The 23399-nt window shown below is 62.3% G+C and carries 25 protein-coding genes; 8 read left to right on the forward strand and 17 right to left on the reverse strand.

Going from position 1 to position 23399, the window contains the following annotated elements; all coding sequences use genetic code 11:
* Window positions 1–129: 129 nt before the first annotated feature.
* Window positions 130–729: a tetratricopeptide repeat protein gene (locus HF955_RS09315; protein WP_291079264.1), complete on the forward strand. Its 600-nt coding sequence runs from the start codon at window positions 130–132 to the stop codon at window positions 727–729.
* Here HF955_RS09315 and HF955_RS09320 read toward each other — a convergent pair.
* Complete coding sequence (locus HF955_RS09320) at window positions 723–1241, reverse strand: polymer-forming cytoskeletal protein (RefSeq protein ID WP_291079265.1); 519 nt, start codon at window positions 1239–1241, stop codon at window positions 723–725. The two genes, HF955_RS09315 and HF955_RS09320, sit on opposite strands and share 7 nt — an antisense overlap.
* Before the next feature lie 196 nt (window positions 1242–1437).
* On the opposite strand from HF955_RS09320, the gene HF955_RS09325 reads away from it, so the two are divergent.
* The gene (locus HF955_RS09325) at window positions 1438–2127 is read left to right on the forward strand and encodes a GH25 family lysozyme (RefSeq protein ID WP_291079266.1); all 690 of its coding nucleotides are present in this window, start codon (window positions 1438–1440) and stop codon (window positions 2125–2127) included.
* 3 nt (window positions 2128–2130) lie between these two features.
* On the opposite strand, the gene ilvC is transcribed toward HF955_RS09325, so the two are convergent.
* From ilvC to miaA, 6 genes are all read right to left on the reverse strand, one after another.
* On the reverse strand, window positions 2131–3150 hold the full coding sequence (gene ilvC / locus HF955_RS09330; RefSeq protein WP_027837003.1) for a ketol-acid reductoisomerase: 1020 nt from the start codon (window positions 3148–3150) through the stop codon (window positions 2131–2133).
* 53 nt (window positions 3151–3203) lie between these two features.
* Window positions 3204–3851: a hypothetical protein gene (locus HF955_RS09335; RefSeq protein ID WP_291079267.1), complete on the reverse strand. Its 648-nt coding sequence runs from the start codon at window positions 3849–3851 to the stop codon at window positions 3204–3206.
* The gene (gene ilvN / locus HF955_RS09340) at window positions 3848–4423 is read right to left on the reverse strand and encodes an acetolactate synthase small subunit (RefSeq protein WP_027837005.1); all 576 of its coding nucleotides are present in this window, start codon (window positions 4421–4423) and stop codon (window positions 3848–3850) included. Before ilvN ends, HF955_RS09335 begins: the two co-directional genes overlap by 4 nt.
* A complete protein-coding gene (locus HF955_RS09345) occupies window positions 4420–5025 on the reverse strand; it encodes a hypothetical protein (RefSeq protein WP_291079268.1) in 606 nt (201 codons plus the stop codon). Before HF955_RS09345 ends, ilvN begins: the two co-directional genes overlap by 4 nt.
* Before the next feature lie 54 nt (window positions 5026–5079).
* Window positions 5080–6858 carry an acetolactate synthase 3 large subunit gene (locus tag HF955_RS09350; RefSeq protein ID WP_291079269.1) on the reverse strand — a complete coding sequence of 593 codons (1779 nt, stop codon included), beginning with the start codon at window positions 6856–6858 and terminating at the stop codon, window positions 5080–5082.
* 169 nt (window positions 6859–7027) lie between these two features.
* Complete coding sequence (gene miaA, locus HF955_RS09355; RefSeq protein ID WP_291079270.1) at window positions 7028–7978, reverse strand: tRNA (adenosine(37)-N6)-dimethylallyltransferase MiaA; 951 nt, start codon at window positions 7976–7978, stop codon at window positions 7028–7030.
* Window positions 7979–8031: 53 nt separating this feature from the next.
* Between miaA and serB the strand changes: the two genes are divergently transcribed.
* Complete coding sequence (gene serB / locus HF955_RS09360) at window positions 8032–8952, forward strand: phosphoserine phosphatase SerB (protein WP_291079271.1); 921 nt, start codon at window positions 8032–8034, stop codon at window positions 8950–8952.
* Window positions 8953–9054: 102 nt separating this feature from the next.
* Complete coding sequence (locus HF955_RS09365) at window positions 9055–9459, forward strand: biopolymer transporter ExbD (protein ID WP_291079272.1); 405 nt, start codon at window positions 9055–9057, stop codon at window positions 9457–9459.
* Here the strand turns inward: HF955_RS09365 and HF955_RS09370 are convergent, their stop codons facing one another.
* From HF955_RS09370 to hflK, 4 genes are all read right to left on the reverse strand, one after another.
* Window positions 9460–10917, reverse strand: coding sequence for a Do family serine endopeptidase (locus HF955_RS09370; RefSeq protein ID WP_291079273.1), 1458 nt, complete (start codon window positions 10915–10917; stop codon window positions 9460–9462).
* An 81-nt stretch (window positions 10918–10998) separates the two neighbouring features.
* Entirely contained in the window at window positions 10999–11196 is a 198-nt protein-coding gene (locus HF955_RS09375; RefSeq protein WP_291079274.1) for a DUF2065 domain-containing protein, read from the reverse strand.
* Window positions 11197–11208: 12 nt separating this feature from the next.
* A complete protein-coding gene (gene hflC, locus HF955_RS09380) occupies window positions 11209–12105 on the reverse strand; it encodes a protease modulator HflC (protein ID WP_027837013.1) in 897 nt (298 codons plus the stop codon).
* On the reverse strand, window positions 12105–13232 hold the full coding sequence (hflK, locus tag HF955_RS09385) for an FtsH protease activity modulator HflK (protein WP_027837014.1): 1128 nt from the start codon (window positions 13230–13232) through the stop codon (window positions 12105–12107). The genes hflC and hflK overlap by 1 nt, the downstream gene beginning before the upstream one ends.
* A gap of 98 nt (window positions 13233–13330) precedes the next feature.
* Here hflK and HF955_RS09390 point away from each other — a divergent pair, with 98 nt between their 5' ends.
* Window positions 13331–14533, forward strand: a complete 1203-nt coding sequence (locus tag HF955_RS09390) for an Mrp/NBP35 family ATP-binding protein (RefSeq protein WP_291079275.1) — start codon at window positions 13331–13333, stop codon at window positions 14531–14533.
* Here the strand turns inward: HF955_RS09390 and HF955_RS09395 are convergent.
* The 3 genes from HF955_RS09395 to HF955_RS09405 form a co-directional block, all read right to left on the reverse strand.
* A complete protein-coding gene (locus HF955_RS09395) occupies window positions 14530–15630 on the reverse strand; it encodes a serine hydrolase (RefSeq protein ID WP_291079276.1) in 1101 nt (366 codons plus the stop codon). The genes HF955_RS09390 and HF955_RS09395 overlap by 4 nt on opposite strands.
* 106 nt (window positions 15631–15736) lie before the next feature.
* Complete coding sequence (locus HF955_RS09400) at window positions 15737–16645, reverse strand: SMP-30/gluconolactonase/LRE family protein (protein WP_027837017.1); 909 nt, start codon at window positions 16643–16645, stop codon at window positions 15737–15739.
* Between the two features lie 68 nt (window positions 16646–16713).
* Complete coding sequence (locus HF955_RS09405; protein WP_291079277.1) at window positions 16714–17250, reverse strand: dihydrofolate reductase; 537 nt, start codon at window positions 17248–17250, stop codon at window positions 16714–16716.
* Between the two features lie 159 nt (window positions 17251–17409).
* On the opposite strand from HF955_RS09405, the gene HF955_RS09410 reads away from it, so the two are divergent.
* Together HF955_RS09410 and HF955_RS09415 are read left to right on the forward strand one after the other, a co-directional pair.
* Window positions 17410–18078, forward strand: a complete 669-nt coding sequence (locus HF955_RS09410; protein WP_291079278.1) for a hypothetical protein — start codon at window positions 17410–17412, stop codon at window positions 18076–18078.
* 81 nt (window positions 18079–18159) lie between these two features.
* Complete coding sequence (locus HF955_RS09415) at window positions 18160–18516, forward strand: carboxymuconolactone decarboxylase family protein (RefSeq protein ID WP_291079279.1); 357 nt, start codon at window positions 18160–18162, stop codon at window positions 18514–18516.
* Here the strand turns inward: HF955_RS09415 and HF955_RS09420 are convergent.
* Complete coding sequence (locus tag HF955_RS09420) at window positions 18513–19307, reverse strand: thymidylate synthase (protein ID WP_291079280.1); 795 nt, start codon at window positions 19305–19307, stop codon at window positions 18513–18515. The two genes, HF955_RS09415 and HF955_RS09420, sit on opposite strands and share 4 nt — an antisense overlap.
* A 227-nt stretch (window positions 19308–19534) precedes the next feature.
* Here HF955_RS09420 and HF955_RS09425 point away from each other — a divergent pair, with 227 nt between their 5' ends.
* The gene (locus tag HF955_RS09425; RefSeq protein ID WP_291079281.1) at window positions 19535–21076 is read left to right on the forward strand and encodes a pilus assembly protein; all 1542 of its coding nucleotides are present in this window, start codon (window positions 19535–19537) and stop codon (window positions 21074–21076) included.
* Here the strand turns inward: HF955_RS09425 and recF are convergent.
* The gene (recF, locus tag HF955_RS09430; protein ID WP_291079282.1) at window positions 21073–22185 is read right to left on the reverse strand and encodes a DNA replication/repair protein RecF; all 1113 of its coding nucleotides are present in this window, start codon (window positions 22183–22185) and stop codon (window positions 21073–21075) included. The genes HF955_RS09425 and recF overlap by 4 nt on opposite strands.
* Window positions 22186–22233: 48 nt before the next feature.
* Complete coding sequence (dnaN, locus tag HF955_RS09435; RefSeq protein WP_291079283.1) at window positions 22234–23355, reverse strand: DNA polymerase III subunit beta; 1122 nt, start codon at window positions 23353–23355, stop codon at window positions 22234–22236.
* Between the last annotated feature and the right edge of the window lie 44 nt (window positions 23356–23399).

Genomic DNA, 23399 nt, shown 5'->3' on the forward strand with positions numbered 1-23399 from the left:
CTTATGCGGACTTTGGTGTGCGGTCAGCAAGAACCCCGTGCCCGATCTTACGGATTCGTAAGCAGCCGGTCACATGGACGCCTTCCTTTCGGGGTCTTATATCCTGAATGATCCCAATGGAGAAACCGCATGCGAAGCCTCGCCGCCATCCTGTCCCTTGCCACACTCTCCCTGGCCGCGCTTCCGGCCCATGCCCAGTACGGCCAGGTCGAACGTACCCAGGCCGAAATCGCGCTTGAGGAAGCGGCCGCGAGCCTGAAGGAGACCCGCGCCGCGCGTGCCGACGCCATCCGGGCCTGTGGCGTCCGGGATTACGAGGCCTGTTTCGAGCTGGGCGACATGTACCGCCGCGGGATAGGCGGGCTCCAGGACTATGAGAAGGCCGCAGAAAGCTATCGCAAGGCCTGCGATGGCCGTCATGCGGAAGCCTGTTCCGGACTGGCCTATCTGACCGTGCAGGGACGCGGCATGGAGGCCGATCTGGTGCAGGCCCGGCAGCTTTATGACAAGGCGTGCGATTATGGCGACGTCAGCGGCTGTGCGGCGTACGGCAACATGGTCTATACCGGGCAGGGCGGACCGAAGAATGTCAGCGAGGGCACGCGCCTGCTGCAGCAGGCCTGCGACCGCGACTATGAATGGGCGTGCGAACGCCTGACCCGGCTGGGTGCCTATCAGTCGGACAATGACGTCTGGGACCGCCTGAACGACGCGAAGTCGCGCTACTGACGGTCGTTCATTTCAGACAGTTTCCGCGCAAGGTTTGACCCCGGCAGCGGGCTGGCAGGCCGGTTCGGATCAATGGCCGGTTGGGGGCCACTGGACGGCGTGGACGTATCAGCAGGCGCAGCCGCATCATGAGCCGGCACAGGGCCGTCGGTGGAGACTTTCAGATCCGCCGTCAGCAGGGAGCCGGCATCGACGCGAATGCTGCGGGCGAAGACCTTTCCGGTCACCTGGGCCTCGTTCCAGATTTCCAGGCTCTCATGCGCGGTGACATTTCCGGTCAGTCTGCCATGAACGACAATGACGGCTGCCTCGAGCGAGCCTTCGACATGTCCTGACGACTCGATCAGCACCATGCCGTCGGATTTTACCGGCCCCTTCAGATGGCCGGCAATGGTGATGGGGCCGGAAAAGTCGAACTGGCCTTCCAGGGCGCAATCGGCGCCGATGAAACTGCCCTGGCCGGACCGGGACTGGCCCTTGCTGGACCCGAAATCCGTCTCGTTTTTACCCATTGCCCACACTTTCCCATGCACTCGCCCTGATTGCCGATACGCGGCAAGATCCTTCTGATCCAGAGCCAGATATTTGATTTTATTGCCCTTATAGCGCGCAAAACCGGTTTCGCACAGCGCCGGAGCGAAGAATCCCCTGCAAGATCCGGGCAAATTCTGCTCGCCAAGTGGCCATGATCGCGTGTTGAACTGCGGCATGCGCCTGCTCTGCCTGCTCCTTCTCCTGTCATTCCTGCCTGTTTCAGCCTGTTCCAGATCGTCCCAATCCGTTTCAGATCCGTTCAATTTGTTGCAGCCCGGTTCAAACGGTCTCGACCTGTCTCACCATAATGGCCGCATCGACTGGGACGCCTTCGAGGCCGCGCCGGTCGACTTCATCTATTTCAAGGCCACCGAAGGCAGCGGCTGGAAGGATCCGCGCTTCCTGGACCATTGGCGCGAGGCCAAGGCCCGCGGCTGGAAGATCGGCGCCTATCATTTTTATCGCCTGTGCCGGCCAGGAGCGGAACAAGCGCAGAATTTCATCCAGTCCGTTGAAGTCAGGGCAGGGACGCTGCCGCCGGCTGTGGATCTCGAATATGCCCACAATTGTAAACCGCGCGGCAATCCGGCGGATACGCTGGCGGAGCTCGAAACATTTCTGGACATGCTCGAGACGGAGTACGGACAGCGGCCCGTGATCTACACAACGCCGGAATTCCATGCCGACTGGCTGGGAGAGCGGTACGATACGTACCCGCTCTGGCTGCGCGGTCTGGGCGAGACCCTGCCACGCACGGGCAGCGGCCGCGTGCCGGACATCTGGCAATACACCATGTCCGGCCGCGTGCCGGGCATTGAGGGACGGGTGGACCTGAACCGCGTGCCGGACGGCCCACCCGGATAAGGACTAGTTGCGGGCCTTGTCGACCAGGCGGTCGTTCTGCGCCCAGTGCATCATGCCGCGCAGTTTTTCGCCGACTTCCTCGATCTCGTGGCTGTTCATGCGCTGGCGCATGGCGTTGAAGCCGGGGGCGCCGGCCTGGTTTTCCAGCACCCAGTTGCGCGCGAACGTGCCGTTCTGGATGTCTTCCAGAACCTTCTTCATGTTGGCCTTGGCTTCGGCGTTCACGACGCGCGGGCCGGAAACATATTCGCCATACTCGGCCGTGTTGGAGATCGAGTAGTTCATGTTGGCGATGCCGCCTTCATAGATCAGGTCCACGATCAGCTTGGTCTCGTGCAGGCACTCGAAATAGGCCATTTCCGGCGCATACCCGGCTTCAACCAGCGTTTCGTAGCCAGCCTTGATCAGTTCCACGATGCCGCCGCAGAGCACAGCCTGCTCGCCGAACAGGTCGGTCTCGGTCTCTTCGCGGAAGGAGGTTTCGATGACGCCGGCGCGCGTATTGCCGATGGCTTTCGAATAGGACAGGGCCACGTCTTTCGCCGTGCCGGTGGCGTCCTGATGGATGGCCACGAGGCCCGGCAGGCCGAAGCCCATCTGGTACTGGGCGCGCAGCGTGTGGCCGGGGCCTTTCGGGGCCGACAGGGACACGTCGACATCCGGGCGCGGACGGATCAGATTGTAGTGCACGTTGAAGCCATGGCCGAACATCAGGTGCTGGCCCGCGCGCAGGTGCGGCTCGATCTCGTTTGCGTAGAGAACGGCCTGTTTCTCGTCCGGGATCAGGATCATGATCACGTCAGCCCATTGGGCGGCTTCAGCGGGCGTGACCACTTCAAGGCCCTCGGCCTCTGCCTTCTTGCGGCTGGGCGAGCCTTCATACAGGCCGACCTTCACATTCTTCACACCGCTGTCGCGCATGTTGAGGATGTGGGCATGCCCCTGGCTGCCATAGCCGATCACGGCGACTTTCTTGCTCTGGATGAGGGAGATATCCGCATCCTGTTCGTAATAGATTTTCATGGGCCTCTACTTGCTCCGCTGGAGGTTTGATTGTTGGGGGTAGGGTCTTCAGATCAGTTGGTGTTGCACACCCAGCCATCTGAAAAATTGGCCACGCCGATGACGCTGCGGTTCAATTCGGCGATGGAGTCGGTTGCCTCGGCATGACGCGAGAAATGTCTTGGTCCGTTGGTCGTCTCGATCAGGGTGACCACGTCATGCGACGACAGGAGCAGTTCGAAACTGCGCGAGCCATCGGCATTGGTGACCATTTTCTGCCGGTTGCCATAGGCCGGAACATCGGTGCCTCCGGCGGTCAGCAGGGACAGGGCGACCTTGCTGGCCACGGCTGTCGGCAACTGCGTCTGCAGACGGCACATCGGCACTTTCACATCGTCGCCAACCGGCACGGTACGTGCGTCCAGCATCATTGTGCCCGAGGCATCGACCACGTCATAGACATAGGCAGCGCCGCTCGGCGCAGCCGTATCCACGATCCGCATCAGCGGTGTCTTGGCGGTGACAAAGATCGTGTCGGCGCGGCGCACGAGCAGGTCGGCGCGGTCAATGTCGCACTGGAGTTCGGCCTGGTCGGCCTCGTCGCGCGACGTGTAGACGGCGCTCGACAGGTCGCTTGCGCAGCTGTCCGGCAGGTCTTCGAGCGCGTGTGCGCTCGCGGCCAGAAAAAGGGCGCCAAGTGCGGCAAGGCTGGTGCGTGTCATCCCTTTTCCTTTCCCCTCTTGATCGACAGGACGCCCGTACGGCTGACCTCGACAAGGCCCAGAGGCCGCATCAGGTCGACAAATTGCGTAATCTTTTCGGACGCACCCGTCAGTTCGAAAATGAAGCTCTCATTGGTGGTGTCTATCACATTTGCCCGGAAAATCTGAGAGATCCGCAGTGCCTCGACCCGTGCCTCGCCTTTTCCCGCGACTTTCACCAGGGCGAGTTCGCGTTCGATGCCCCGCTTCGACTTCGTGATGTCGATCACCTTGTCGACCGGCACGATGCGCAGAAGCTGGGCTTCGATCTGTTCCAGGATATGAGGCGTGCCCTGGGTCACGATCGTGATGCGCGACCGGTGTTCATTGGCATCGACCTCGGCCACGGTGAGGCTGTCGATATTGTAGCCCCGGCCCGAGAACAGGCCGACGACGCGGGCCAGCACGCCGGGCTCATTGTCGACCATGACGGCCAGTGTACGCCGCTCGACCGTTTCCTCGGCATGGGACATGTCATAGGCGGATGCGGGCTCGCTGCGGTCCTGCGCCTTTGTGAGGTCCTGTGGGCTCATGATGAAAACTCCTGCAGCACTTGTCCGCGGCGACGCGGATCAATGGCCTTGAACACTTCTGAAACAAAGGCCCGGCGGGCCGTGACCAGCTGGCTGATCCGTTCCGATTTTTCCTGTGTCTGCGCATCGCTCATGGCTGCCACGGGAAGCGGGGCGGGCCAGTCGGAGACGAGACGGTAACACGCATAGAGATGATCGAGGCAGGGCTGTCGATAGCCCTGATACCCGGCTTCGCGCTGCGCGCCATGGCCATCGCCGCGATCGACATTCGGGAAGAACAGGCGGCCGCGATCCAGCATGGCGGAGATGCGCGTGCGGGCGCGCGAGCGGCGCGCCTCGAAGTCCTCGGCGGGAAAGCTGCGGCCGGCTTCGCGCAGGGTTTCCTGCGCGTCCGACAACTCATTCACCGTTTCGTGGAACCAGGCGATGACGTCGGAATCATGGGCCAGGCGCAGATTTTCGGCCTGCATGCGGGACTGGCGGGACACGATCCGCCAGTTCGCCAGGAAGGAGGCGACAGCGACCACCGCCGAGACGATGGCGATCCAGTCGGCCCGCCCGAGACGACGGAACATTTCCTCAAGATCGAGCGCGTTTTCCATTCCGCGACACTTCCCCTTCGCCCCGGCCTGTCCTGTCAGGCCGGCCCGCTCACCCTAGACCAGCTTCTTGCCCGCGTCGTCGATTTCATCTCCCCGGATCTCGCCCAGGATCATTTCATTGTGCGCGGCACCTGACGGGATCATCGGCAGGCAGTTCTCGGCCTTCTCAACGCAGCAATCGAACAGGACGGGGCCCGGATGGTCAATCATCTCGCGGATCTTGTCGTCCAGTTCCACTGGATTGTCGCAGCGAATGCCATGGCCGCCCAAGGCCTCGGCAAGTTTCACGAAATCGGGCAGGCTGTCGGAATAGGAGTGGGAGTAGCGCTCGCCATGCAGCAATTCCTGCCACTGGCGCACCATGCCCATCCATTCATTGTTCAGGATGAACACTTTCACGGGCAGCTTGTGCTGCACGGCGGTCGACAATTCCTGCATCATCATCTGGATCGAGGCTTCGCCGGCAATGTCGATGACCAGCGCGCCAGGATGGGCTGCCTGAACGCCCACGGCGGCCGGCAGGCCATATCCCATCGTGCCGAGACCGCCGGACGTCATCCACCGGTTCGGCTCGTCGAAATGATAGAATTGCGCGGCCCACATCTGGTGCTGGCCGACTTCGGTCGTGATGTAGGTGTCGCGATCGCGCGTCAGCTCGTAGAGGCGCTGAACCGCATATTGCGGCTTGATGACGGATTCGGAGTTCGTATAGGCGAAGCAATTGCGCGCGCGCCAGATGTCGATTTCCTGTTTCCAGGGTTTCAGGTCCGGCTTCTTGCCCTTGCGGCTCTTGAATTCCTTCAACAGGGCGCCCAGCGCTTCGGCGCAATCGGCGATGACCGGAATGTCGACCCGCACGATCTTGTTGATGGAGGAGGGGTCGATGTCGATGTGCACCTTCTTGGAATTTGGGGAGAAGGCATCGATCCGGCCGGTGACGCGGTCGTCGAACCGGGCGCCGACACAGATCATCAGGTCGCAATCATGCATCGCATTATTGGCTTCGAAACTGCCATGCATGCCGACCATGCCCAGCCAGTCCGGATGCCCGGCCGGGAAGGCGCCGAGCCCCATCAGGGTGGACGTGACCGGATAACCGGTCGCCTTCTGCAGCTCGCGCAGCAGGCGTGTGGCCTCCGGGCCGGAATTGATGACGCCGCCGCCGGTATAGAAGACCGGGCGCCGGGCATGCAGCATCAAGTCGACCGTGGCCGCGATGGCGTCCGGATGGGCCGCCGTGTTCGGGTGGTAGGTCGGCTTGTGCACCCCGTCCTTGCCGATATAGGCGCCGGTCGCGAACTGGATGTCCTTCGGAATGTCGATGACCACCGGGCCGGGGCGTCCGGACCGGGCGATGAGAAAGGCCTCGTGAATGGTGCGGGCCAGCTGGTTCACATCGGTGACGAGATAATTGTGCTTGGCGCAGGTGCGCGTGATGCCGGTCGTGTCGCATTCCTGGAAGGCATCGGTGCCGATCAGGTGCGTCGGGACCTGGCCGGTCAGGACCACCATCGGGATGGAATCCATCATCGCATCGGCGATCGGCGTGACCATGTTGGTGGCGCCCGGTCCGGATGTGACGAGGCAGACGCCCGGCTTGCCGGTCGAGCGGGCATAGCCTTCGGCAGCGTGGCCCGCGCCCTGTTCGTGGCGCACCAGGATGTGACGGATGCCGTCGGAATTGTAGAGCGCGTCATAGATCGGCAGGACCGCACCGCCGGGATAGCCGAACATGGTGTCCACACCCTGTTCCTTCAGTGCCTTGATGACGATTTCTGCGCCGGTCATGGTCTTTGCATCCGCGGCAGGCTTGGTCTTTGTCTCGGTGGTCATGGAAGGGTCTCTGATCGGGCTGGGTCTGGACTGGAGCGAAAAAGAAAAAGGGCCCCAACGGAGCCCCTTGATGTGCGCGCATCCGCAACCGGCTTAGACAAGCCAGCTACGGATGCTTAATAACGAGTACTACGTATTTGCGCACGGTGCGTTTCCTCCAACGTCGCGATCAGGAATAATCTGCCTCAACCACCGTGTCAATCTCCCTGTACAAGGCAAGAATAACCCTCAAGCGGTCCTCCGGATCAGGTGAAGGAATGCGCGGCCAGAACGGAAACTGGCGACCAATCCACGTGAATTGCCGCTTTGCGTAGCGTCTTGTGTCGCGTTTCGCGTTTTCTGCGGCAAATTCTGCCGTGATCTCTCCGCGTGCGAAGGCCGCCAGCCAGGGCATGCCATGTGCTTTCATCGCAGGAAGTTCGGGATCGAGATTGCGGCTGATCAGCTGGCGGGCCTCTTCCATGGCCCCCTGCATGAGCATGCCCTCGAATCGGCGGTCGATCTTCTGATAGAGTTTTGCACGCGGCGGGGTGAGGGCGAATCCGATCCATTCGCCGGGCTTCAGGACAGGGGGTTGCCGGTCCTTCTGGAAATCGGTGATCGGCTTGCCGGTGGCGAGATAGACCTCATAGGCGCGGGCGAGACGCTGGCGGTCGCCGGTGCCGAGCCGGTCGGCGGTGTCCGGATCGACCGGGGCCAGCCGGGCGCGCAGGCCCTCGGCCCCTTCGGCATCGGCAATGGCGCGGACATCGGCGCGGATGTCATCCGGCACGGGGGGAATGTTGGACAGGCCCTCTGTCATCGCCAGCAGGTAGAGGCCGGTGCCGCCCACAACGATGGCGCGCTTGCCCTTCAGTTCCAGTGCGCGGATCGTGGCGCGGACATCTTCCAGCCAGTCGCCGGTGGAATAGCGCCGGGCCGCATCAACATGACCGAACAGGTGATGGGGGACGCCGTCCATTTCCGCGGCGCTGGGGCGGGCCGAAATCACGCGCAGGTCACGATAGACCTGCATGGAGTCGGCATTGATCACTTCCCCGCCCAGACGGCGCGCCACTTCTATGGCCAGGGCGGTCTTTCCGCTGGCCGTGGGTCCGTGAATGAGAATAGCAGGTGTCATGCTTATAGAGGTAAGGGCTTGTCAGCGGCGAGGAAACCCGTGATGAGGCGGGAATGGTTGAGAAAGCAGAAACCCCGATGATCCTCGTGGCCGCCGCAAACGCGCCGGAAAACAATATTGCCTCGCGTCTGGGCATGCTGCTGGGCGATCTGGGCCTGGCAGAAAGCCTGCCGCCGATACGGCGTCTCGGACGGGCGGGGGAGGTGGGCGCCGTCGAGGTTGCGCTGCCGGAAACGGGCGTGCCGCTGGCCGGACAGATCCTGTCGGCTCTGGATGCAGAGGAGATGGACGCGGCCCTTCTGCCGGTGGCAAACCGGCGCAAGCGGCTGCTGATCTCCGACATGGATTCCACGATCATCGGACAGGAATGCCTGGATGAACTGGCCGATTTTGCCGGGCTGAAGGCGGAAGTGTCCGCGATCACGGAACGCGCCATGCGGGGCGAACTGGATTTCGAGGGCGCGTTGACGACGCGCGTCGCCATGCTGAAAGGCCTGGCGCTGACTGCGCTGCAGCAGGCCTATGACGCCCGCATCTCCCTGAACACCGGCGCCCGGACACTTGTGGAGACGATGAAGGCGCAGGGCGCGACGACCGTGCTGGTCTCGGGTGGCTTCACCTTCTTCACCGGGCGGGTTGCCGAGGAGGCTGGTTTCGTCGCGCATCGCGGCAACACGCTGATCGATGATGGCGCTGCGCTGACTGGAGAGGTCGGGATGCCGATCCTCGGGCGTGAGGCGAAATTGTCGGCACTGGACGAGTTCTCGGCCGCTGCAGGACTGGGCCGCAACGACGCGCTGGCGCTGGGCGATGGGGCCAATGATCTTGCCATGATCCAGGCGGCCGGTCTCGGCATTGCCTACAAGGCCAAGCCGATTGTCGCCGCAGAAGCGCATGCCGCGATCAACCATACCGACCTGCATGCCGCCCTGTTCTTCCAGGGTTACTGCGCGGACGATTTCGTCACGGGCTGATCGGGCGCATGACAGGAGTGGCCCGAAGGGCTCGCGAACAATTAGTAATGTAATTACATTTGTGTTAGGCTTGCCCCCAGACAACACCGGAGGGAGGCCAATATGAGATCCATTCGTCGCCATCAGCATGGTGCAGCAGAGGTCGCGATGACGCCGATGCTGGACATCGTCTTCATCCTGCTGATCTTCTTTATTGTCACCACGACATTTGCCGCCGAGGAGACGATCGGTATCGAGGCGCCTGCGCCGACCGACGGGGGAAACCCGTCCAGCGCGATGCTGATCCAGGTCACGGAAGAGGGGCTGATTTCGATCAATGGCCGCTATGCGGATATCGGGGCGGTTGGCGCCAATATCGAACGCGTAAAGGCAGAAATGCCGGACGCCATGATTGTTCTGGAGGTCCGGCCGAAGACGCGTGTCGGAATCATCGCCCTGATCCGGGACGCGGCCTATGATGCCGGCTTTGTCGAAGGGGTGAGCCTGAAACTGGTGGACGCAGACTGATCAGGAATTGGTCAGGTCGACCGAAATGAACTGATCGAACCAGCCGGCTTCGCCACGCCGCTTCACGCGCAGCAATAGGGGCTGACGCGGCGTGGTCATCGCGGTCTCCACATTGCTGATCGTGTCCGTGACCGTCGAGACGCGTTCGAAGTTCACCTCGATGATCACGTCACCCCGCTGGAGCTTTCCGAAGGTGCGGCCACGGGCCGACACGGTGGTGACGACCACGCCATCGACATCCTTCGGGATGCCGTAGCGGCGGCGGACATCATCATCGAGACTGGTCAGTTCCGCGCCCAGATCGTTGGAACTCGCCGGAGCATCCAGCGCCGCATTGGCGGCCGGCGTGTCATCCTCGTCTTCCAGTTCGCCAAGCGTGACATTGACGGTGCGGGCCTTGCCGTCGCGCACCAGGGAGATAGGCACGGTGCGGCCAATCGGCGTGTCGTTGATCATGCGGGTCAGCTCACGCACGCTGGTGACGGTCTCGCCATCAAAGCGCAGCACGAGGTCCCCCACCTCCATGTCGGATTTTGCGGCCGGGCCGTCATCGGAGATGCGGGTGATGATGACGCCGCCCTTGCCGGTGGCCTTGTAGGCGCGGACCAGCGCCTCGTCCGCATCCTGTACATTGACGCCCAGCCAGGCGCGGCGCACCCGGCCTTCCTTGATGAGCTGGTCCGAAATTCGCTTGACCAGATTTGCGGGTACCGAAAAGCCGATGCCGACCGAGCCGCCGGTGGGCGAGATGATGGCCGTGTTCACGCCAACGACCTCGCCGCCGAGATTGAACAGCGGGCCGCCGGAATTGCCGCGATTGATGGCGGCGTCAGTCTGGATGAAATCGTCCGACCGGCCTGCATTCAGGTCGCGGTTGCGCGCGGAAATGATGCCGGCAGAGACAGAGCCGCCAAACCCGAACGGGTTGCCAATGGCGATCACCCAGTCGCCGACTTCCGCCCGGTCGCTGTCGGCCAGGTCCACATAGGGCAGGGGCGTGTCGGAGCGGACTTTCAGGACAGCCAGATCCGTGTCGCGGTCGCGGCCGATCAGGTCGGCCTTCAGCACGCGGCCATTCGAGAAATTGATGTCGATCTCGTCGGCATTCTCGATCACGTGATTGTTGGTGATGATGTATCCGTCTGCCGAAATCACGAACCCGGACCCGAGCGAACCTTCACGGCGGAAGCCATCCTCGTCCCGGCCGAAAAACTCGTTGAACCGTTCCATGGGCGAGCCCTCCGGAAAGGTGGGCATGCCGTCCGGGGCGATGGTCTGCGAGGTCGAGATGTTGACGACGGCAGGCATCAGGCGCTTCGACAATTCCCGGAAGCTTTGCGGCTGGACCTTCTGGTCGATGCCATCCACACGCTGCGACAGGCTCTCCTGAGCGTGGGCGGGCAGTCCGGCGGAGGCCGAACCGATGAGGAGCAAGGCAGCAAGGGCCGAAATGCGCATGGGCCGCTGAGCCTCCTTTCGAAGCACAATGTACACTATTCAGGGTAAACTATGGCGCTTTGCGGGCGTCTTGCAACCGGTTCAGAGAAACCGAACTGCAATGACGATGAAGATTGCGCCGATTGCCGCCGACCCAATGCCGGCAAGGGCAATTTCGCGCGGCGGCATACGCGACAGATACTCCGCCAGACGCTGCATGAAATCGGGGGCGGCCGCATAGACCACCCCCTCAATCAAGAGCCACATGCCGATCCCGATGAGGATCAGTTGAAGTGACATGCCAGGCGCGCCCTAGCGCGAGCCGCCATTGGCGCGGGCCCGGTCGATGAACTCGTCGCAAAGGCCAAGCGCATCCGGGCCGACAATGATGCGCGTGTCATCCTTGATCGAATTCTCGCAGGCGATCAGCGCGCGCTGGAAGCGGAAGAATTCCGGATCCTTGTTGTAGGCATTGGCATAGATTTCCGTGGAGCGGGCATCGCCTTCACCGCGGATGATCTCTGACTGTTCACGGGCCTGGGCCTCGATCACGGTCTTTTCCCGTTCGGCCTGGGCCCGGATCAGGCGGGCGCGTTCCTCACCCTCAGCGCGGATCCGTTCGGCTTCCTGCTTACGGGCGGTCTGCATCCGGCTGTAGACGCCGTCCGCCACTTCACGCGGCAGGTCGGCCTGGCGGATGCGCACATCGATGATGGAAATGCCGTCATCTGCCAGTTCTGCGGCAACCTTTTCGCGAATGCTGTCCATCAGGATGGCGCGCTGTCCGGAAATGATTTCCGGCACCGGCACGTCACCCATGACTTCACGGATGGACGCCTTGGTCACATCGTTCAGCTGGTCGCCGGCCGCGCGGATGTTGCGGAGGCTCTGATAGAATTTCAGCGGATCGCTGATGCGCCACCGTACAAAGGCGTCCACCGCCAGGCGCCGCTGGTCGGACGCCAGGACCTGGATGTTCTCGATGTCGAGCCCGAGATTCTTCCGGTCCAGTTTCTCGACGGTCTGGATGACCGGAATCTTGAAATACAGGCCTGCTTCGTCCGTGCCCGGCGCGTTGATCACGGCGCGGGGTTCACCAACTTGCAGGATCAGGGCCTGCTCGTCCTGGCGAACGACATAGAAGGAGTTGAAAATGGCGACGAGGACGATCGCCCCGACGGCCAGTGCCAGCCAGCTCAGATTACGCATCAGTTCTGCCCTCCGCGGTTTGCGGGCTGGACGCGGTCAAGCGGCAGGTAGGGAACTGCGCCGGCCCGGTTGTCCAGGATTGTCTTGTCAGTCCGCTCGAGCACGCGCTCCATCGTTTCGAGATACATGCGCTCCCGCGTTACACGCGGTGCCTTGCGGTATTCCTCATAGATCTGTTCGAAACGCGAGGCTTCACCCTGTGCGTCCGCGACGATCTGGTCACGATAACCTTCCGCTTCCTGCAGCAGGCGCTGGGCTGTACCACGCGCCTGCGGGACCACCTGGTTGGCATATTGCGTGGCGCGGTTGATGTTGGTCTCGGCGTCCTGTTCGGCCACGTTCACATCGTTGAAGGCCTCGATCACCTGTTGCGGCGGGTCGGCCTTGTCGATCTGGACACTCAGGATCCGGATGCCGGCGCGGTAATCATTCAGCAGGGTCTGGACCTGTTCGGCCACTTCTGTCTGCACGACGTCCCGTTCCGTGGTGATCACGCTTTGCAGCTTGGTCTTGCCGACCACTTCGCGCATCACCGATTCCGCCACCATCTCGACGGCGATGTCGGGCTGTTTGACGTTCAGGATATAGTCCTGCGGCGCTTCCGATTTCACGCGCCAGAACACAGAAAACTGGATGTCGACGATGTTTTCGTCTTCGGTCAGCATGAGGCTTTCATCCATGGTCTGGCCGATCTGTGTCGTCCGGCGGGCTTCAACCTCGACCAGTTCATGCTCCTCGAAGGGGGCAGGCAGGTGGAAGTGAAGGCCGGGGCCGAAATTGGTCTGCCATTTGCCGAACCGGAACACCGAGGCCTGCTGGCCCGGATCCACCATCACGACGCTGGTCGAGAGCCAGGCGAGCAGGGCGATACCTGCGATGACCAGGAAGCCGAGCGGGCCGAAATTGGTCCCGCCGCCACCGCCGCCACCCCGGCGACGGCCACCGCCGCCTCCGCGCTGGCGGAAGCGTTCCTGCATGCGCCGCATCTGGTCTTCGAGGTCATTGCCCCCGCTTCCCCCGGAGCCGCCGGGCCGGTTCCACGGAGAGCCGCCATCCTTGCCGCCTCCATTGTTGCCACCCTCGCCGCCCCATGGGCCGCTGGATTTCGTCTTGTCATCCCAGGGCATGAGCCCTCCCTGTATTGCTGTGCATGGGTTCTATATAGGCGCTTTGATGATAAGTGCATGCCTGTTTGCAGGCATCAAGAGCAGTGGAGTCGCACAGTTTGTTCGGATCGAAGGATAAATCACGCCGAAAGCTCGAGGAAAAGATCGCCGAGGTGCTCGGGCGGCCGGGCTGGCTCGAATCGGTTTCGGTTGGCGAGGATGGCCGCGCCGTGCTGGTCATCCAGGCCGATCCGGCAGCGCCGGAAGCCGCCGAGGCCCGCCGCATCGAGACCGAGGGCAAGGTGGAGCTGATCCCGGGCGTGAAATCCGTGACCAGCGTGCTCACGGCCGAGCGCGCGGCGCATGCGTCTCATTCCTCCCATGCGCCGGCAGCGCCGCAGAAACAGGTAAATCTCTCGCCTGCGCCTGCGTCCCGGCGGGTCGGGAAGGGCGCCCGGCTGTCGGACGAGGCGTTGCAACAGGGGCGCGTACCGTCGAGCGTGCCGAAATCATCCCTTCCGGGCATTTCGCGCATCCTCGTGGTCGCCAGCGCAAAGGGCGGGGTCGGCAAGTCCACCGTGTCGGTCAATCTGGCCATTGCCATGGCTAAGGCAGGCATGAAAGTCGGCCTGATGGATGCCGACATCTATGGGCCGTCCATCCCGACCATGTTGGGGACGGTGTCGGCCGAACCGAAAACCTCGCCGGAGACCGGCAAGCTGCAACCGGTCGAGGCGTGCGGGGTGAAATCCCTGTCCATCGGATACCTGTCCGACCCGGATGCGCCGATGATCTGGCGCGGGCCGATCGTGATGTCCGCGATCACGCAGATGCTGAACGATGCTGACTGGGGCACACAGGACGCCCCGCTGGATGTGCTGATCATCGACACGCCGCCGGGCACCGGTGATGCCCAGCTGACGATTGCGCAGCGCGTGCCGGTGACGGCGGCGCTGATCGTGACGACGCCGCAGGAAGTCGCGCTAGCGGATGTGCGGCGTGGTGCGGCCATGTTCGCCAAGACTGAAGTGCCTGTGCTGGGTGTGGTCGAGACGATGAGTTGGTTCGAGGATCCGGCCGGCACCCGTCATTACCTGATGGGGCAGGGTGGCGGCGCCGCGACTGCCGCTGCGCTGGGCCTGCCTCTGCTGGCCGAATTGCCGATGTTGCAGGCCATCCGGGAAGGCGGCGATGCCGGCAAGCCTGCGGCTCTGTCAGACGCTGCCGCGGGACAGCTGTTTCACGAACTGGCCCACCGCGTGGCGATCGAACTGGACGGCCTGACCTCGCGGCCGACACCGGAAATCGTGTTCGAGGATTAGTCCTCGCCGCCGAAATGGTCCGCGGCCAGCGTCGCAGCAAGGCCGATCATGTTGTCATAGCCGACCGTATTGTTGTTGAGGATGACGATCACGCCATCCTCCTCCGGCACCAGCATGATCAGGCTGAGATAGCCGATCAGGCGGCCATTATAGTAGGTGACGCTGACGTTCCGGTCGTCCGAGACAGGGAGTTCCGAAACGCTCCATGCCATGGGCGTATCGGTATGGAAGGCCTCTGCTGCGGCCGCCTCCGAATAGATAGCGCCATCCATGACGGCATGTCCCCAGATGTTCAGATCGTCCGCAGTTGACACCATGGAGGCCGTGCCGCGAAACAGGACCGGGTTCACGACGGGGATGATTTCGTAGACGCCATCATCATTCTTCAGGTAGTTCACGGCGAGGCCGCCCTTGTCCTGGTAGAGCTGACGGGTCTCGGTCATGCCCAGCGGATCCAGGATCTGCGTCTGTAGACGGGTCTCGTAATCCATTCCCGAATGGCGATCGATGATGAGCGCCAGCAGGAAGTAATTGACATTCGAGTACAGATAATCGCGGCCGGGGGTGAACTTCAGTTCCAATCCCTCAAGCGCCTCGATGAAGGTTTCGTTCGTGAAGGCGCGCTTCACATCATTGTTGAACCAGCCGGGAATATCGATGTAGTGCGGAATGCCGGACCGGTTCTGCAGCAGGTGGCGGACCGTGACTTCGCCGGCATAGGGCGCATCAAAGTCCGGCAACAATTCGGTCAGCGTCTGGTCCAGTCCCAGCTTTTTCTCATCGACCAGCTTCAGCACCAATGCCGCCGTGAAGCTCTTTGTCATGGAGGCGACGGGAAAGCGGGTGTCGAGGGTGACGTCTGCAGCATCCTCGGTCGGGGCCGCATTCACCGCTTCGCGCAGCAGGATGTCGTCACCCTTACTGACGAGGAGCGTGCCTGAGAACGCCAACTCGTCCAGCAGGGTTGTCAAATTGTCCGCGCCAGAATCGGAGGATTCTTTTGAAGCAGCGACCGGGGCTGTAGGCGATGAGCCAGCTGCACAGCCAGTCGCCAGAAGCGGGAGCGCGGCCAGCGCTGCGATGATCTTGTTCTTCATGACAGAGGCACCTGGTTGGAGGTTATCGACCCGTCCAGTCGTTTCCGAGCCATCTCGCCGGAACCGTTGGACCGTTTGCAAGTCACGCCATTTTACCCGTTCCGTATCAGGCGTTGAAGTTCAGCTTCAGGCCGGGTTCGGGCCAGCGGCACCGGGCGAGCTGGCCCGTGCTGGACAGGGTGATGTAGGCATCCTGCATGTCATCCCCGCCAAAGGCGATATTGGTGACGATCAGGTCCGGGAAGGCCGTATGGTGGAAGTCGCCGCCGGGGGTGATGGTCGTGATGCCGCCATTCAGGATGGTGGCGACGCAGACATTTCCGGCAGCTGTCATGGCCAGGCTATCGAAATATTGCAGGCCGGGCATGGTGGCGACGACGCGGCCGCCATTGAACGGGGAGGCCGGCTTGATCACACCGGGGCTTTCCAGATCGAAGGCCCACATCCGGCCGGTCATCGTATCGGCCATGTAGACGGTCTGTTCGTCCGGCGAGAGGCCGACGCCGTTGGGGCTGGTATAGTGGAAGTCGAGTTCGCTGGCCTCGCTGGCGCCATTGGCCAGGAAGAACAGGCCACCGAAATCGCGATGGCGGGAATAGGTCTTGCCGTGATCGGTGAAATAGAGGTTTCCGGCCTTGTCGAAGACAAGATCGTTCGGGCCTTTAAGCTTGTGGCCCTCGACCGTGTCGAGCACGCGCTCGACCTTGCCCGTCGACAGGTCGATCCGCTCGATGCGACCACCATCATAGTCGTCCGGGCAGTTCCCCGGGATCAGCAGCCCGTCCATTTCGGTGTAGATGAATCCGCCATTATTGCAGACCCAGAGCGCGCCATCAGGTCCGATGGCGAGGCCGTTCGGGCCGCCGCCCGGTGTGGCGATCACTTCCGTCTTGCCGTCGCCCCAGCACCGGGTGATGCATTTCTTTTCGATCTCGACAACAATGATGCTGCCATCGGCCATGACGACCGGGCCTTCCGGAAAGCGCAATCCGGTTGTGATGATCTCGAAGTCCATCGGCGTGTTTCCTCCTGCCGTTTTTGACAGGAGGTTAGGCGGCGATCTTCAGCGCGACAACAGATATCCTAGGGAGAAGTGAACGCTCCGACCCGGTCCAACTGGCGGATGGTAAAGCCAAAATCATTGCCTTCGTCGGCCTCATATCGTTCGGCGCCGGTTTCCTTCCAGAGGCTGGTGTCCACCTCCGGGAAGTAGGCATCCCCTTCGGGCTCGGCATCGACTTCGGTGAGATAGAGGCGGTCGGCAAGGGGCAGGGCCATCCGGTAGAGCGTTTCCCCGCCAATCACGAACACCTTGTCGGCATCCGTCCGGGCGGCGATGGCGCGCGCGGAGTTGATCGCGGCGGGAAAACTGGAATAGACGCGCGCGCCTTCGGCATCATAGGCCCAGTCGCGGGTCATCACGATGTTCTCGCGGCCCTTCAGCGGGCGCACCGGCAGGCTTTCCCAGGTCTTGCGGCCCATGATGATGGGACAGCCCAGCGTGGCCGACTTGAAGAAGGCCAGGTCGCCCTTGAGGCGCCAGGGCAGATCACCTGCCGCCCCAATCACATTGTTGCGGGCCCGGGCGGCGATGAGGCAGAGTTTCACATGTGCCGGCATACTGACCGATCCAATCTACAAACTAATCGAATTCACCGCAGGCCCTTGTGACCCCGTGAGACTGTGGTGATACATGGAGAGACGGTTTCGCAGGGGGAAGGCAACCTTCTTTCTTCAGTTTTTACAACAGGAAACGCAGTTCGGCAGGAGTTCGGTGTTATGAAAACGTTTGTAGACATCCTGACGAATGGAAACCCGGCCCAGATTGGCTGGGCCATGCCCGCCCTCCTGTTGTCGTTCCTGGCGATCTGGCTGTTGAGAGGACGTGGCTGGGCGCTTGTCTATGTGGCGCTGATTCCCTTCCTGAACTGGTCGTTCGGCGTCATTCCCGAGTTTCAGGTGGTCGCTCCGACAGGCACCGGCCTGACCGCGCAAGGCGTGTCCCTTCACCCGATGACCATGGTGACCGGCATGGTGTTCGTGATCCGTGACTTCGTGCAACGGGAAATGGGGCACCGGGTGCTGATCGTGATGGCCCTGGCGATTGCCTGGTCGTTCTACTACGCCTGGCCGGTGATCGCGCTGGCAAGCGGCGTGGCGTTTGCGATCTCCGAGGGCGTCGATTGGCTGTTGTTCACTTTCACCAAATACCGCCTGTCAACGCGGATCCTCCTGTCCAGCGCGCTCGCCGCCCCGGTGGATACAACCGTGTTTCTCTATGGCGCGGATCTGGCCAAACAGATGGAACTCGGCATGGACCCGGGCAATTCCCTGCATGTCTGGAACTGGATCGTCTTCGTGATCGGCAAGATGGTGGGGGCGGTGATCGTGTCGGCCATCATTCGGCGGCGGGAGGATTTGGGAAAGGTCGATCCGGCGGCCGCCTGACTGCGAAATCCGGAATTCTCCATATTGCTGATGCTCCAATAACATGCATATTTGCGCAAATATGCAAATAAGGAGTCGATCATGGCAGACGGCAAAAAGGATTATGACGCGATTACCGGAGCGATCAGTGCCGGTATTTCCGGGCTGCGCGGCACGGGCGCCAAGGAGACGATCAATCAGTTCAACGCCATGGCCAAGGCGGCTCTGGCTGAAGGGGCATTGGACACCAAGACCAAGGAACTGATTGCTCTGGCCATCGGCGTCGCGAAACAATGCGATGGCTGCATCGGATTCCATACCAAGGCCCTGAAGCGCCTTGGCGCAACCGATGAGGAAGTCGCCGAAACGCTTGGCATGACGGTGTATATGGGCGGTGGCCCGAACCTGATGTATGCAGGTGACGCCTGGACGGCATGGGAAGCGCTGAAAGACGCCTAGACGGCCACCGGGGCCTTGATGTGGGCGTGGGGCTCGTAGCCCTCGACGGTGAAATCCTCATACTCCCATCCGAACAAATCGGTCTTGTCCGGGTTCAGGATCATCCGGGGCAATGCGCGCGGCGCACGGGTCAGCTGCAACTGTGCCTGTTCCATATGGTTCAGGTATAGATGCGCGTCGCCGAATGTGTGCACAAACTCGCCTGGCTCCAGCCCCGTGGCCCGCGCCATCATCATTGTCAGCAACGCATAGGACGCGATGTTGAACGGTACGCCCAGAAAGACGTCGGCTGAGCGCTGATAGAGCTGGCAGTTCAGCTTGCCGTCCATCACGTTGAACTGGAACAGGCAGTGGCAGGGGGGCAGGGCCATGTCATTCACGTCGGCCGGGTTCCAGGCTGACACAATCAGGCGCCGGGAATTGGGATTGGTGCGGATTTCGTCCAATACCCACTGGATCTGGTCGATCACACGGCCATCCGGCGCGGCCCAGCTGCGCCATTGTTTGCCATAGACCGGGCCAAGGTCGCCATTCTCGTCGGCCCATTCATCCCAGATCGAGACCTTGTTGTCCTTCAGATACCTGATGTTGGTGTCGCCCTTCAGGAACCAGAGCAGTTCGATGATGATGGACCGCAGATGCAGCTTCTTCGTCGTCACCATCGGAAAGCCGTCGGCCAGGTCAAAGCGCATCTGGCGTCCGAATACGGCGCGCGTGCCGGTTCCGGTGCGGTCGGCGCGATCATGGCCATTGTCCAGAATGTCCTGCAGGAGATCGAGATATTGCTGCATGTCTGCCTCGGCTGGGAATCGGTATCCGGAGGTCACGATATCACGGAATGCCGCCCCGAGGGCAAGCGCCCGCAGTCCATTTGGCCAAGGCGGACCGGGCATCCGCTTGGTAAATGCGTGCTTTCGCGCCGGCCGGGATTTTACCGGATCGGGTGAAGGGGCGCGAAACCGGAAAGTCGGACAATCCGGCGGCTGTCGGGAAAGCCGGAAACAGGGGAGTCCGCATCGTGTCCATTCGCGCCGTCATTCGGAACGTGCAGCTGCTGGCCCGGGACGTCCGGGGCAATATCACCATGCTGACAGCCTTCATCCTGGCGTCCCTCGTCGCATTGGTGGGGCTGGCCGTTGATCTGGAATTCATCTTCCGCCAGCAGGCCCGGGTCCAGTATGCGATGGATTCGGCGGTACTGGCCGGGGCGTTGTCCCGCCAGGCGGGCGCAACCGACGAGGAAGTGATCGCGGACATCCGTACCTACATGTCGCCCCTGATCGACTCAGCCGGCGGCGGCATGAACTGTACGGCCGTCTCCGTCACCTTCTCCGAGGACAGCGAAGACATTCTTGGCAAGATGCGCTGCACCCAGCCGACTTTCATTTCCACCTTGTTCGGAAATGACGATATGAGCTTCAACGTGTCGTCCACATCGACCTTTTCGGTCGGCAAGATCGATGTGGCCTTCGTGTTCGATGTTTCGGGGTCGATGAACAGCAACAACCGGCTGTCATCCCTCAAGACGGCGGCGGTGACGGCCTTTGACGAATTGTTGCCCGACGATCAGGTGCGCGATGGAAGCGTCCGGCTGGGGATTGTCACCTACAACAATGCGGTCAATGCCGGGGCCTGGTTCGATGATGTGACGCGCGGCGTCACCATCCCGGCGGACACGTCGAACAGCAATGGCATCAGCAACTACAATTCCTACAATGGTGCCCGGATGTATGATCAGGCCACCGGCAAGCGATTCATGTATTACGAGACCGGGACCTGTACCGAATCCGATCCGGATGATTGCAACCAGCATGGCGACTATGACTGGGACGTGGCGCGCTGGTTCTGGGAAGACTCGTCGGCGCGCGACACATGCGTCTATGAGCGGACCGGATCTCAGGCAGACAGCGATGCCGCACCCGGAAGCTTCGCCTGGATCGGGGCCGGCAATCCGCGCTGGAATTTCTATGACAGAGACCGGGACAAGTATCGCGGCGAGAATGAAATCGAGAATGGCGGGGCGAACGGGTCCACCGGAGCGCTTGATTTCTACTATGCCACCTGCCGCCAGACCGGACCTGTTCCGCTGACCGAGGACAAGGCGGCCCTGACCGCCCATGTGAACAGCATGACGGCCAATGGCGGCACGGCGGGCCATCTGGGCGTGGCCTGGGGCTGGTATCTCGTTTCCCCGAACTGGAAGGACATCTGGCCGGAAACCGCCACGCCCTGGGAGTATGATGAGGTGAATGTCACGAAGGCCGTCATCCTGATGACGGACGGCGATTTCAATGTGACCCATCCCACCGCGAGCAAGAATTCGTTCCAGCAGGCCAAGGATCTGTGTGACGCGATGAAATCGGAGCCGTCGAATGTTCAGGTCTACACGGTAGGTTTCCAGGTGCCGGACTATGTCCAGAAGACATCGGATGGCCGGACCATCATGGAATATTGCGCGACCAGCCCGGCCTTTGCCTTCGACGCCTCCAATGGCGAAGAGCTGAAGGAAGTCTATCGCGAGATCGCCAAGTCGATTTCGGACCTGCGCATCAAGAGCTAGGCATCGCTGGCGGCGTGGCCATCCTCGATCCGGATGGTCTGCGCCCGGTCGCCAAAGGCTTCGAACAGGAAGGCCTCCGTTCCGGTCAGCCAGGCCTGGCCGCCAAGTGCGGTCAGTTCATCGAACAGGGCTGCTCGGCGATCCGCATCCAGATGGGCTGCGGCCTCATCCAGCAGGAGCAGGGGAGAGGGTCCGTCTCCCTCTGCCCGCAAGGCGGCGGCAGATGCGAGGATCAGACCGATCAGCAACGCCTTCTGCTGGCCGGTTGAGGCGTCCTTTGCGGGGGCCCCGGTTGGCCTGTGAATCACGGACAGGTCGGAGCGGTGCGGCCCGTCTATCGTGCGGCCGGCGGCCATGTCACGGCGCCGGGTCGTGCGGAACGTGTCTGCCAGCGCTTCGAAAATGGATTTGAAATCATCCCCTGCGCCTGCAGCCGCTTCGGACCTGCCCTCCAGGGCGAGGTCTGCTTTCGGAAAATAGCCTTCCGGCCGTGCATTGATGGCTGCCTGCAGCGCTTCCAGCACATGCGCACGGTTGATTGCCATCTCGGCGCCCGCCTCTGCCATGCGCGCCTCGATCGCGTCAGCCCATGCCGGGTCGACATGGCCACGTTCCAGCAATGCATTGCGCTCGCGCATGGCCTTTTCGTATCGCGCCGCCGCCGCACCATGCGTGGGCATGTGTGCCATCACCTGCCGGTCGAAGAAGCGCCGGCGGTCAGACGTACTGCCCCGGAACACGCCGTCCATGGCGGGGGTCAGCCAGACAATGCGGACAAGTTCGGCGAGGTCGGACGCGGTGGCCGGTGCCCCATCTATGCGGACCGTCCGTTTCGTGCTCGGGCTGGTCTCGAGACCCACGCCAATCCGTTGGTCGGATGCAAGGCGGGCAGACACGGCCCATCCGGCGGGCGCATCCTTGCGCGTCATGTCCTGCAGCGTGGCAGAGCGCAGGCCCCGGCCCGGGCCCAACTGGCTGACGGCCTCGAGCAGATTGGTCTTGCCCGCCCCGTTCGCGCCGTAGAGGCAGACATGCCGCCCGTCGAGGGGCAGGCTGAGCGACGCATAATTGCGGAAATCGGTCAAGGTCAGGCGGGTGAGCGCGGTCATTCCATTCGTCCGGGCAGCCCATGCCGGGCAGGCCCGGCCATTGGCAGGCTAGACGCGCAGCGGCATCAGAACATAGCGGGCGCTGTCATCCGACGGGTCGAGCACGAGGGCCGGCGAGGCCGGATCGCTGAACATGAATTCCGCTTCGACCGCTTCAATCTGGCCGGCAATGTCGAGCAGGTATTTCGCATTGAAGCCGATCTCCATTGCGTCCGACCCATACTCGGCTTCCAGCTCTTCATTGCCGACGCCGGTTTCGGCATGGTTCACGGCCAGAACCAGTTTGCCATCCGACAGGGACATCTTCACCGACCGCGAGCGCTCTGCCGACACGGTGGACACACGGTCGACCGCAGCTTCGAAGGCCTTGTTGTCGATGGTCAGGCGCTTGTCATTGCCTTTCGGAATGACGCGGCCATAGTCCGGGAACGAGCCATCGATCAGTTTCGAGGTCAGCACGGCACGTCCGGCGCGCACGACGATCTTGGTGTCGGACACCTCGATCTCGACATCGTCCTCGACGCCATCCACCAGGCGGCGGGCTTCGGCAATCGCCTTGCGCGGCACGATGATGCCTTCAAGGTTTTCCGATCCGGCGGGTGCGGGCAGTTCCGCCAGGGCCAGGCGGTGACCATCCGTGGCCACGGTGCGCAGCACGGCATTGCCGTCATCGGCCTTGGCGCCATGCAGGTACACGCCATTGAGATAATACCGGGTCTCTTCGGTGGAGATGGCGAAACGGGTCTTGTCGATCAGGCGGGCGAACTCCTTGCCGCCCAGTGAGAATTTCGTGGCCGTGTCGTCCGAACTCATGGTCTGGAAGTCGGAGGCGGGCAGGGTGGGCAGCTCGAAGTGCGAACGCCCGGCCGTGATCATGAGGCGCTGGCCTTCCGGCTGGACTTCCAGTTCCACCTCGGACCCGGCCGGCAGTTTCCGGACGACGTCGAACAGCGTTCCGGCCGGCGCAGTGATCGCGCCGTCTCGGGCAACAGTGGCGTCGGCGCTGTCGACGGCCTCGATGTCGAGATCGGTTGCCGTCAGCTTCAGCTCGCCATTGCCTGCCTGCAGCAGGACGTTGGAGAGGATCGGAATCGTGTTGCGGCGCTCGACCACATTCTGCACATGGGACAGCGCGTTGAGCAGGTCGCCGCGTTCAATCGTCAGTTTCATCGTCCGTTCCGTTCGTCGAGGGCCGTCAGGACGCGGCCCGGAAG

The sequence above is a fragment of the Hyphomonas sp. genome (assembly GCF_017792385.1).
In the GTDB taxonomy this organism is placed as follows: domain Bacteria; phylum Pseudomonadota; class Alphaproteobacteria; order Caulobacterales; family Hyphomonadaceae; genus Hyphomonas.